6 protein-coding genes, 2 tRNA genes, 1 pseudogene and 1 other annotated feature are annotated in these 11,758 nt (G+C 51.6%); all 9 genes and pseudogenes read right to left on the reverse strand.

Annotated elements, in window-relative coordinates:
- Positions 1–38: 38 nt before the first annotated feature.
- The 9 genes and pseudogenes from MHH48_RS28095 to MHH48_RS28135 all read right to left on the reverse strand — a co-directional run bounded on the left by MHH48_RS28095 (position 39) and on the right by MHH48_RS28135 (position 11,636).
- Entirely contained in the window at positions 39–2,003 is a 1,965-nt protein-coding gene (locus MHH48_RS28095) for a hypothetical protein (RefSeq protein ID WP_076324527.1), read from the reverse strand.
- Positions 2,004–2,262: 259 nt separating this feature from the next.
- A complete protein-coding gene (gene pheT, locus MHH48_RS28100; RefSeq protein WP_076324528.1) occupies positions 2,263–4,713 on the reverse strand; it encodes a phenylalanine--tRNA ligase subunit beta in 2,451 nt (816 codons plus the stop codon).
- A 29-nt stretch (positions 4,714–4,742) separates the two neighbouring features.
- Entirely contained in the window at positions 4,743–5,777 is a 1,035-nt protein-coding gene (gene pheS / locus MHH48_RS28105; RefSeq protein WP_076324529.1) for a phenylalanine--tRNA ligase subunit alpha, read from the reverse strand.
- 66 nt (positions 5,778–5,843) lie between these two features.
- Positions 5,844–6,119: a binding site (T-box leader), on the reverse strand.
- A gap of 108 nt (positions 6,120–6,227) precedes the next feature.
- On the reverse strand, positions 6,228–8,096 hold the full coding sequence (gene abc-f, locus MHH48_RS28110; RefSeq protein ID WP_076324530.1) for an ABC-F type ribosomal protection protein: 1,869 nt from the start codon (positions 8,094–8,096) through the stop codon (positions 6,228–6,230).
- A 524-nt stretch (positions 8,097–8,620) separates the two neighbouring features.
- Positions 8,621–9,276 (reverse strand): annotated as a pseudogene (locus tag MHH48_RS28115) (HXXEE domain-containing protein).
- Positions 9,273–9,887, reverse strand: coding sequence for a TetR/AcrR family transcriptional regulator (locus MHH48_RS28120; protein ID WP_076324531.1), 615 nt, complete (start codon positions 9,885–9,887; stop codon positions 9,273–9,275). The pseudogene MHH48_RS28115 and the gene MHH48_RS28120 overlap by 4 nt, the downstream one beginning before the upstream one ends.
- Positions 9,888–10,274: 387 nt before the next feature.
- Positions 10,275–10,345, reverse strand: a tRNA-Gly gene (locus tag MHH48_RS28125).
- 77 nt (positions 10,346–10,422) lie between these two features.
- A tRNA-Pro gene (locus MHH48_RS28130) sits at positions 10,423–10,496 on the reverse strand.
- 177 nt (positions 10,497–10,673) lie between these two features.
- Positions 10,674–11,636, reverse strand: a complete 963-nt coding sequence (locus MHH48_RS28135) for an aldolase catalytic domain-containing protein (protein WP_076324532.1) — start codon at positions 11,634–11,636, stop codon at positions 10,674–10,676.
- Positions 11,637–11,758 lie beyond the last annotated feature (122 nt).

The following is an 11,758-nucleotide window of genomic DNA, read 5'->3' on the forward strand; positions in this document are numbered from 1 at the left end:
ATCCGGAGGTTTTTTCAGGTTCACATCTTCGCCATGGCCTAACGCTGATCCTGCTCAATCAACTCGATCCACTCATTATATTCAACTTGGAGCTTCGCATACTCTTCCTTCAACTTACGGTGTTCTTCTTCAAGCTGCGCAGATTGCTCCGCCTTCAATTCCTGCTCTGCCTGAAGCAGACGATATTGGTGCATGACGAGCTCATACTGTTCACCTAAATCGGAATACTGTTGTGCCGCTTCACTCTTCTCGTCTTCCAGACGTTCATAGGCTTGGCGTGCGGATGCAATTTCCTGCTGCCATGACTGGAGCTCTTCTTCGAGAGCAAGCTTGGTTCGTTTCCACTCATCGCGCTCTGCGGCCAGCTTCTCGCTGTCCTCGGCAAGCTGTTCCCGTTCCGCCATCCCTTGCTGGTATTGCTCCTGCCACTGAACGGCGCGTTCCTCTGAATCTCTCAGCTGCTCGGCGAGTTCACGTGCGCGCTCTTCACTGGCAGCCGCCTTCTTGCGAAGCTCATCCAGCTGATTCGACACCGTATCGTATTCTTCCTCCAGCATAGCGTACAGTTTGCTGGTCTCTTCCTCTCGGACTCCCGCTTCCTTCGTGAGCTTCTCCAGCTCTTCATGGCGAAGCTGCAGTTCATTCAATTCCTCTTGGGCACTTCTACGCTCTGACATAGTCCGGTCAGCTTCGTCCTTCATGACCTGGATCTCATCCTGAAGTCCCTTCATTCCTTCTTCCAGGCTCTCGTTCGCTTCCATAAGCTCGACAATTCTCATCTCGAGCTCAGCGGTTTCCTCTTTGCGCTGATCAGCCAGCGTGCGCCAGGATTGAAGCTCGCTGCTTAGACGCTGCAGCTCTTCTTGCTGTTTGCGGGAGGTCTGATTTGCATCCACCACAAGTTTCTGCAGACGACGGCGCTCTTCCTCCGACTTGGCGGATTCCTGCTTCAGGCCCTCGAGCTCCTTCGTCAGCCCTTCGACCTTCGTTCGGAAGGAACGCAATTCCTGCGAAGAGGCCTCGGCTTGCTGTCTGGACGACTGGAGCGCTTCCTTCAGCTTGTCCGATTCTGCTTTTACAGCACCCAGTTCCTTCTCGGCGGACGACAAACGTGATTGGAGCTGCCCGCCCCGCGTTCGCTGCTCGGCAAGCTGCTTCTCCAGCTCTTGGACGGTACTTGTATGCTTTTGCTCCATATCCTGCACCGTCTTCGTATTCTTCTGTTCCAGATCCTGCACCGTCTTCGTATACTTCTGCTCCATATCGTGCACGATCTTCGAGTGCTGCTGCTCCTTCAGGAGCGCCTCTTGTTTATAGGTGCTCTCCTGTTTCTTCAATTGCTCAGCCAGCTTCTCCTCGGCCTGCTTCGCAGAGGTCCGTTGACTCTGTTCCAGCTTCTCGATGGCCTGTTTATGAGTGAGCGTCAACTGCGAAATCTGCCCTTCATAGCGGCGCTTCATATCTTCAATAGACTGCTTATGGCCGCTCTCCAGCTTCTCGCGCTGCTCCTTAAGACGGGCCTCAAGCTGCTGCTTCTCCTTCAGCAGTTCCGCCACGCGGTCCGATTCCTTCTGAAGCAATTCCTTCGTACGCTCTGACTCCGCGGTTAGATTCTCCTTGGACTTCCTGTATTCCTCAGCCAGCGTAGTCTGCTCCGCCAGCTTGTGCTCCAACTGCTCCTGCTGCTGACGATGTCTCTCCTGCTGCTCGATTTGAAGTCCTTGCACCTTGGCAAGCTCCGTACGCAGTTCATTTCGCTCGGCCGTCATCTGCTTGGCCTCATTCTGAAACTCCAGCTTCTGCAAAGCTTCTTCAGCCATATGTACTGCAGCTAGGACGGCAATGCGCGGGGTATCCAATCGAGAGTGCGCCTTGGATATGGTACGCATGCGATCATCTACATAATTCGCTACCTGTCGGGTATAATCACTGCTACTGCCAACGAGTTTATAGGAAGTTCCGTAGATATCTACGGTAACGCTTTTACGGTCCGATGTAGTCAAAATTGTGCCCTCCTTCTATTATGTGTAGATTCTATGATGTCTGAAATGGTCTATTCTCTACATTCATTATATATGAGATAACATCTGTAGACGAACCTCAAGAAAACAGACCGAAGTTTGGTATATGATAACACAGTTTTGTGCTTATAATTATGTACCCTGCGGGCGTCCTGATGCAAATCCCAGTTCAATTTAGAGCAAAAAAGCCCGCATCGAATCCCTGATGTAATGGATTCGATGCGGGCGTTCACAATTCCTGCTATTTTCTTAATTCTGCGCCAAAAGTTTGCTGAAGGGCAGCAACCGCTTTTTCCGTGACGCCGGCAACCTCCTCATCGGTCAGCGTCCGTTCCTGATGACGGTACGTCATAGAGATGGCAACACTCTTCTTACCCTCTCCAAGCTTGCTGCCTGTGAAGACGTCAAATACCTGAATCTGCTGCAGAAGCTCACCTGCATTCTCCTTGATCACTTGAATCAGGGAGCCGGCTTCAACCTCCTCATTCACCACGATGGCAAGATCGCGTTCCATACCCGGGAATCTAGGCAAATCGCGGTAAACGACGCGGGCGTTAGTCAGATCATACAGCGGCTTAAGGAGAATCTCGGCGGCATAGGTATCTTCCAAATCCAGCTCCTGCTGCGTCTTCGGATGAATTTGTCCCAGTACACCTAACAGCCGCTTGTTCTCGCCTTGACCCGCATATACGGAAGCGGAACGTCCCGGGTGGAAGCCCTCCGGACCGTTGGCCTCGTAAGTGATCTCCTCTGAGCCAATTCCAAGGTAGTCGAGCACCGTTTCGAGCGCCCCCTTCAAATCGAAGAAATCGACCTTGGCCGGCTGAACATTCCATTGCTTGCTGCCTTTGCGTCCCGTCAGCAGCAACCCGAGAACCGGGCGCTCCAGCGGCTGCTTCGTCAATGTCTTCTCATGCGTATGAAACAGGTTCCCTATTTCAAACAGGGCCAAGTCCGGCTGCTTGCGGTTATGGTTGTACACCGCGATATCCAGCAGCTGCGGAAGCAGGCTGGTGCGAAGGACGCTGCGGTCCTCGCTCATTGGCATGGCCAGCTTAACCGCCGTGCCATCTGACGAAAGGGAGGTGAACATTTCTGCTTGCTGCGGATGGATGAAGGAATAACCCAGAACCTCCTGGAATCCGCTATGCGTCAGCAAACGGCGAAGCGAGCGGCGGATTGCCTGAGCGATGGTCAATGAACCCGGTGTCGTCGGACCTTCAATCGCCGTTGTCGGGATATTGTCGTATCCATACAGACGGGCCACCTCTTCAATGAGGTCTACGTCAAGCACGATATCGCCGCGTCGGGAAGGCACTTGAACATCCACCATTCCTTGGCCCGAATCTCCGCAAGGGAAATGCAATCGGGCGAAGATCGTTTTCACCTCAAGCAGGGACAGCTCCGTTCCCAGATAACGATTGAGCTTCTCCAGCGACAACGTAATCACGGTAGGCTCGGTGTCCGCACTGCCTGCTTCGACGATTCCCTGATGGACAGCGCCTCCGGCATATTTCGCCATCAATGCCGCTGCACGGTTCAGTGCAGGGATAACTGCGGCAGGATCCACTTCCTTCTCGAAGCGGGAGCTTGCCTCCGAACGCAGTCCGAGCTGACGGGATGTTTTGCGGACGGTACCGCCATCGAACTTAGCCGACTCCAGGAAAATATTGACCGTGCTGTCCGTTACTTCGGAGTCCAGCCCGCCCATAACGCCAGCCAAGGCTACCGGCTTGCCCCCTGCTGTAATCACCAGCATATGCGGCTCCAGGCGACGCTTCGCGCCGTCCAGCGTTACCATCGTTTCTCCAGCTTCAGCCATACGCACATGGACCGCGCCATCCTTCAGCTGATCTGCATCAAAAGCATGCAGCGGCTGGCCATATTCCAGCATCACATAGTTCGTAATATCCACGATATTACTGATCGGGCGCACGCCCGCTGCCATCAACCGGTTCTGCATCCACAGCGGAGAAGGACCGATCTTAACTCCGGTAATATAACGTGCCGCGTAATGGCTGCACTGCTCGTCAGCCCCGATCGTAACCGAGATATGATCGGCTGCTGCATCTTGAACCTCCAGAATTTCCTTCTCCGGGTTCGGAAGACTCAGCTCGCGCCCCAGAATGGCGCTCACTTCGTAAGCTGCTCCCAGCATGCTGAGACAGTCAGAGCGGTTCGGCGTCAGATCCAGCTCCAAAATTTCATCGTTCAGACCCAGCACATCTTCAATTGGTTTGCCGATCTCCGTCTCAGCCGGAAGTACCAGAATCCCTTCCTGCAGCTCTTTAGGCAGCAGTTTGTCATTCATGCCAAGTTCCTTCGCCGAGCAGATCATGCCTTGGGAGAGCACGCCGCGCAGCTTGGCCTTCTTGATATCCATACCGCCAGGCAGCTTCGCGCCAACAAGCGCCACCGGCACCTTCTGGCCAGCATCCACATTTTTGGCTCCGCACACGATCTGGAGATCTTCCTCCTGACCCGCATCCACGATACATACATTCAGCTTGTCTGCGTCAGGATGCTTCTCCTTACTCTTGACGTAGCCTACGACCACTTTGTTAATGCCTTGATTCCGTTTCTCGATCACATCGATTTCAATACCAGCCGAAGTAATACGGCTTGCCAAATCCTCTGAGGTTACGCCTTCGAGCGAAATATAATCGGACAACCAATCGGTTGAAACTCTCATTGTCTATTCACTTCCCTTTATCGTTAAAATTAGATCCGCGTGAATTGATTCAAGAATGCTGTATCGTTGTTGAAGAAGTGACGGATGTCATCCACGCCGTATTTCAGCATCGCAATCCGCTCAACCCCCATACCGAAAGCAAAACCGCTGTACTTCTCAGGGTCATAACCGCCCATTTCAAGCACCTTCGGATGAACCATGCCGCAGCCTAAAATCTCAAGCCAGCCTGTTTGCTTGCATACGCGGCAGCCACTGCCGCCGCATCTTACACAGGATACGTCCACTTCCGCGCTCGGCTCCGTGAACGGGAAGAAGCTTGGACGCAGACGGATCTGCGTGTCATCGCCGAACATCTCCTGCACGAATTGCAGCAGCGTCCCTTTCAGATCACTCATGCGAATGTTCTCGCCGATGACCAAGCCCTCGATTTGATGGAACTGGAACGAATGCGTCGCATCATCGTCGTCCCGGCGGAATACACGGCCCGGGCAGATGATTTTGACAGGTGCTTTCCCATTCATCGACAGCATCGTCCGGGCTTGCACCGGGGATGTCTGAGTACGCATTAGCAGATCTTCCGTCAAATAGAAGGAATCCTGCATGTCGCGTGCCGGGTGATTCTTCGGCAGATTCAGCGCTTCAAAGTTGAAGTAGTCCGTTTCCACCTCAGGGCCTTCCGCTACCTGATAACCCATCCCGATGAAAATATCCTCGATATCCTGGATCACCTTGCTCAAAGGATGGACCGCGCCTTGGCTGAGCTTGCGGCCCGGAAGAGTTACGTCCACCTTCTCTGCACGCAGGCGCTCTTCGGTTTCCTGCTGCAAGAACGCTTCCTGCTTGCCGGAGATGACTTCCTCGATCGCGCCCCGAACGTCATTGGCCACCTGGCCGATAACGGGACGCTCTTCTGCACTCAGCGCTCCCATTCCGCGCAGGATTTCCGTCAAGGCACCTTTTTTGCCAAGGTATTTCACCCGCAAATCATTCAGCTGCTGCGGATCGGTAACATCCTGCAATTGCGCCAATGCTTCCTGCTTTAATGCTTCTAATTTTTCCTTCATAGCTATTCGCACACCCCTTTGTAAACTCCATCATCGTACTGAAAACAAAAAAGGCCTCTCCTCCCGAAAAGGGACGAAGAGACCGTGGTACCACCCTTGTTAACATGCATCATACCCTAACCAAGGCGGTAAAAAACCTTAGGCCCGAGTATGCCTCATCATGCTCACTTGACCGACGTAACGAATCGGACCCGTTATCCCCTACTGACCGGCACCATGCCGTGTTCAAGGAACTGCTCCGGAGCGAACTTCACTAGCCTGTTTCTATAGGGACACTCTCAATCCACGGCATCCCTTCCCTGTAAAGAGGCACTAGCTACTTTTCTCCATCCACGCATTTATTACATATGCAAATATATAGGGTTTATTATATGCAACCTTTCGGGATATGGCAAGTTTCATTTCCCCATTTTAACCCCATCTGACTGATTTTAATCGTGATCCCTGATCTTATTCCGACTGAAGCCTGGTCAGCTCTGCCCGGAGCTCCCTGATCTCGGCAAGCCAGCTCGCCTCGTCCCCGGCTTCAAAATCTTCGGCTGATAAGCCCAGTAATTCCTGAATCCGATATTCAAGCTCCATTCGCCGATTGTCCTTCTCCGTATTCCCCCTGATCACACCGGTCCGCGAGGCCTGTTCCTCCTCCTCATCCACACTTCCCTCAAACCAAACCGGAGCTCCCCCAGGCTTCAGCGTGAGCAGCCGGTTCGCGATTTTGCGCACCAGATACCGGTCATGGGATACGAGCGCAATCGCACCCGGAAAGCTCACAAGCACTTGTTCAATCACCTCGCGGGTATCCACATCCAGGTAATTCGAGGGTTCATCCAACACGAGCAGATGCGCCCCGCTGAAATACAGCTTGAGAAAAGCCGTTCTGCACTTCTCCCCCATGCTCAGCTGCCCCATCTTCTTAAACACATCGTCCCGCCTGAAGAGGAACGAGCCCAGCAAGGTACGCGCACGGCTCTCCGTCATTCCCGGAATGACGAGCAGACTGTCCAGCAGCGTGGTTTCGGGTTCCAGCCCCTCAAGTTCCTGTGAGAAATAGCCGATCTTAACGGAAGGATTTCGGGTAATTCGGCCCTCCTGCGGTTCGATTTCGCCCAGCAGCAGCTTGAGCAGTGTCGTTTTCCCGCTCCCGTTAGGGCCTCTTACGGCCAACCGGTCGCCGCGGTTCAGATAGAAGGTGAGCTTATTAAAAAGCGGTTGATCTTCGTAACCAAAACTGATGTCCTTCACTTGGACAAGGGTACGGCCGCCGAAAGCTTCCCCTTCCAGCTCCATGTTCAGCTTAGGACCGCTTCGCGGTTTATCCACCCGCTCTGCTTCCAGCCGTTCCAGCGCTTTTTCCTTGGCATGATATCTTGAGATGTTCTTCTTGGCCTTGGCCTTGTAAAAGCTGGCGGTGATCTTGACGTCATTTACGTCCCCGGCCGCGTTATGCGCTTTATGGAACCACTCCTCATATCTTCGGATCGATTCCTCCAGCGCTTTGCGAGCCAGCTCTTGCTTCCGGTAAAGCGTCTCCTGCTCGCGCAGCTCCCGTTCCTTTTCGCGGCGGTAATCCGTATATCCTCCCCGGTAACGCCGAAGTTCCTCCGAGGTCAGCTCACATACAGAGGTTGCTACCCGATCGATGAATTCCCTGTCATGGGAAACAAACAACACAGTGCCTTTATAGGACGATACCAGCCACTGCTCCAGCCAGACCAAGCTGTCGCTGTCCAGATGGTTCGTGGGCTCGTCGAGCAGTAAAAATCTCGGTGCCGATACAAGGAGCCCTGACAGCATGACCTTCGTCTTCTGGCCTCCGCTCAGCTCGCGGTAGGATACAGGCCACACCTCTGGCCCGATGCCCAGCATCGTCATCGCTTTCTCCACCTCGGTCTCCCACTGGAAACCGTTCTGGGACTCGTAACGCTCCAGCAGATTGCCATATTGCTCAAGCAATTGTTCCATTTCGACAGGGCTGCCGCCATTCATCTGCTGCTCGACGCCGGCAAGCTGAAGCTTCAGCTGCCATAATGAAGGATGACTGCGGCTGCGCACCGTATCGATGGCACTCCTATCGATTTCGTCCGGCTCATCCTGCTGCCTGAGCCAGCCCCAGCGCTCTCGCGGGAGAATCGTCTCCACAACGCCCGAGGTCGGTTCGAGCTCACCGGCCAGGATCGAGAGAAGCGTGGTTTTGCCGGTACCGTTGCGCCCGTACAGCGCAATCCGTTCTCCTTCCGCCACCTCCAGCTGAATGCCTTCAAACAGCGGCCTTCCTTGGAGCTCCATACTTATATCTTTCGCTTTTAGAATCATAGTCATATCGTCTCATCCTCTCTCTTTGAAAAAACTAAAAAACCGCAAGCGATGGCCTGCGGCGGATGTTATAAAGAGAGATATGGGTCTGGTCTGAATTAACGGGACGAATTTGCACGACCGACACTAACTTCGGCTGTTCATTCCAGTCCAGCCTTGACTGCTATTGAAATGAAGCTCAATAACCTCGCCGTTAGCGGAAGCTGCAAATCCGTTCCATGGATGTGATTGTATTTCATTAGAGTACCATTTCAACATAACAAAAAGAGGCACCCCAGTCACATTGTTCAGACACACCAAATCTCTCCTCTACCGCCGTAGAGAAACGCCTGCAAACCACATGCAGTTGTTTAGAGAAAAGGGTGTCTTACTTCATTGGACTAGGTTACCTCGCATTCTTGGAATGAAATTATGGTCATTATAACAGATATTCTGCGCTTGTAAAAGGGGTAAACTCATCTCGCCCGTGTCGGTCAACACTGCCGTCAACCGTCTGGATGACCAGATCTTTGCGAGGGCTAATGTCGCTCCTATATTTCGTCGTCGACCCATACCGTGTTCGGAGACACGTTATAAGGGCCTAGCTGCTTCGGAGAAAACGAATACGGCGAGTGTTCATCCTTCAGCCACATATTCCCCTTGATGATGAAGATATACGCGGCGATAACAAAATAAACCGAGCCCAAAATCCAATCCCACGCACTTGCCAGATTGTAACTAACGATATGATAGATATACCAGCCGCCGATCGGAAAATGAAACAGCAGACGGCGCCCAAGCCGGGATAGTATATCGTTTTTGCTTTGATGTTGGCAAATATGCCGTGCCAAATAAATTGGAAAAAGCCCATGAATACGGGGGCAAGACCAAGCCAGATGAGATGCGGGACAAACACGGGAAGAAGGTAAAACAGATAAGCGATGCCGAGGTTGATGATCATAGCAGACTGCGTATTCAGCGGATAGCGTTCCGGATGCTCGCTTCGAAAAATGACGCCGTTAAACAGCCCTCCGAAATACCCCGGCCACCGATATTCTTCGAATTGATGCACCAATATCGCCACAAAGCTGAGCCATAAAATGATTTCGATTTCCGGCATGAGACTCCCATTGACCAACAATCCAATGCATACAAAGAAGGCGACAACGATGCCCAGATCCTGCCAATAATCTCTTAGAAATTTCATTTTCCTCGCTCCTTTGCTTCTCCATATTCAGGAAAATAGCGCTCAAACAAAAAATCGATTTGCCGGTCGATGGGAGCAGGCTTGACTCCAGCTCCGGATTCGAGCAGCGGCTTCATTAATGCAGGGAGAAAAATGGCGCCGAAAATTTGCGTAACCATCATCATTAACGAGTCCGGCCGTTCCTCCCCCGTGATCTCTGTAAACACCTTTTGAAGCTTATGAAATCCAGTTGCTTGCAAAAATTCCCCATACTCATGTTGGGACGCGAACATCGCCGAGCCGGCCGCTATCGTGTGCAGCACCAGCTCCGGATATTGCTGAATGACCTGAACGTAACGGGTTAAAAATAATTTCAATCGCTCCTTCGGTGGCACAGACACGTGATCGAGCACATCGAAGGTATCCCGGAAGCCGATCAGCAATCCCTTGATCGCCTCGTTGATCAGCTTGTCTTTCGAGCCAAAATAGTAGTTGACAAGCGCGATGTTGGCGTCGGAACGGGAAGCAATCTTGCGAATCGTAACACTGTCGAATCCTTCCCGCTTGATTACGTCTAGTGTCGTCTGCAAAATCTTCTCTTTGGTGTCATTGCTGTGGTCTGGCGATGCCATCGAACCCCTCCCTATCTATCCTGATGCAAACAATTTATTAAACATCGTTTTAAACACTGTTTAATGAGAGTGTACCACCCTTTTTATGACAAAGCAATCGTTAGAATTCTCCCGAAATTCCCCGCCAACGCGGTAAAAAACTGTACTTTTGCAGCATATTAAGTCGCTAGCCCTTCATGCGGGGGCATTGGCAGCGCTCTACCGGCAGCCCATCAAGCTTCGGTTAGATAAGCGCATCGTTACAGCAAAAAAAGCCCTTGTTCTTTCAAGGACTTTTTTGTATGTATGGTGCTTGTTATAGGAATCGAACGGGAAATCGAAAGTTCGTAAATTCGGATTTCCGCAAACAAAAAACCCTTGTCACCAAGGGTTTTCGTTCTAACTATAAGCGGGTGATGGGAATCGAACCCACGCTACCAGCTTGGAAGGCTGGAGTTCTACCATTGAACTACACCCGCACATATACCTACAAAAGTGACGCTATGCTTCGGAGCATATTTCGATTACTTTTGCGAGGCCCTAATTCATAAGCGAATCGGGACGACACGATTTGAACATGCGACCCCCTGGTCCCAAACCAGGTGCTCTACCAAGCTGAGCTACGTCCCGATAATGAAGATGGCGTCTTTTGAAGACAAAAATAAATATACCATGTCGAACATATAATTTCAACATGTATTTTATGGAAAATGGATCGCCCGTATATTAAAGCAAACAGCATCCTTCCCGGGAGGGAAGGATGCTGCTTTACCTTGACCTGATATGAGGGCTGTGAAAGCACCTTGCCTATTTTTTGTCGAAGGTCACTTCCGGTGTCGTTAATTTATCATAAAAATCCACAATTTTGTCTTTATCCTCCGAAGCACGGAGTGCCATGGCGGAGCGCGGATGTTCGTCCAAGGTGCCTGTAATCATGTAAGGCATAATATAACCCCACTCTTCTTTTTCGCGAAGAGGGATCATGTAGCGCTCGATAATATCCAGTACCGGACGCAGTTCATACTTCGTGCCTTTCAGATGGGTAACCAGAAGCTCGGTCGGGCAGTTGCCGGCCGCACGTCCCATCCCGTACACGGATGCATCCAGAAGCTCAACGCCAAGATCTGCAGCGACCAGCGTGTTGGAGAACGCCATCTGCATGTTGTTATGGGTATGAACGCCCAGACGTTTGTTCGGCAGATGGGTCTTGAACTTATTTACAAGGTATTCCATATCTTTATGATCAAGGCTTCCGTAAGAATCGACGATGTAGACCACATCCACGACGCTCTCCTTGATCAGCTCAAAAGCTTCCAGCAGCTCGTTCTCCATCACGTTGGAGAGAGCCATAATGTTCAGCGTAGTCTCGTAACCACGATCGTGGAAGGTCTGAACCAGCGCAAGCGCCTTATCCACGTCTTTGATGTAACAAGCGACACGGATGAGATCCAACAAGCTTTCCTCGCGTGGCAAAATATCGTCTTCATCCACACGGCCGATATCTACAAGGGCGGACAGTTTGGTCTTGCCTTTATGAGGAATCACTTCTCTGAGGAAGTCATCATCCAGAAAACGCCAAGGGCCCGCCTGATCAGCGCCTTTCAGCAGTTTAGGCGAATTTTTATAACCGATTTCCATATAGTCCACGCCAGCCTCATTCAGGCCCGCATATAAATTTTGTACGAATTCCACACTAAAATCCCAATTATTGACCAGTCCGCCATCGCGAATGGTACAGTCTACAATCTTTGTCTGACTACTCTTAATCATTCTAAGCTAAACTCCTCTCGGCAATTTTTCTCTTCATCATACTTGAATGCCGGTTGAAAAGTAAAGCAAAAACGTCCGAAAGACGGACGTTTTTCTAAGGGATATGGGACTCCCACTGACAT

This window comes from Paenibacillus sp. FSL F4-0100, assembly GCF_037993005.1.
Classification (GTDB): domain Bacteria; phylum Bacillota; class Bacilli; order Paenibacillales; family Paenibacillaceae; genus Paenibacillus_AQ.

Bases quoted from the DNA above. Each gene is read 5' to 3' on its own strand.
- pheS (WP_076324529.1), bottom strand. From the start codon at position 5,777: ATGAAGGAAAAATTAGAAGCATTAAAGCAGGAAGCATTGGCGCAATTG.
- MHH48_RS28135 (WP_076324532.1), bottom strand. From the start codon at position 11,636: ATGATTAAGAGTAGTCAGACAAAGATTGTAGACTGTACCATTCGCGAT.
- abc-f (WP_076324530.1), bottom strand. From the start codon at position 8,096: ATGACTATGATTCTAAAAGCGAAAGATATAAGTATGGAGCTCCAAGGA.
- pheT (WP_076324528.1), bottom strand. From the start codon at position 4,713: ATGAGAGTTTCAACCGATTGGTTGTCCGATTATATTTCGCTCGAAGGC.
- MHH48_RS28120 (WP_076324531.1), bottom strand. From the start codon at position 9,887: ATGGCATCGCCAGACCACAGCAATGACACCAAAGAGAAGATTTTGCAG.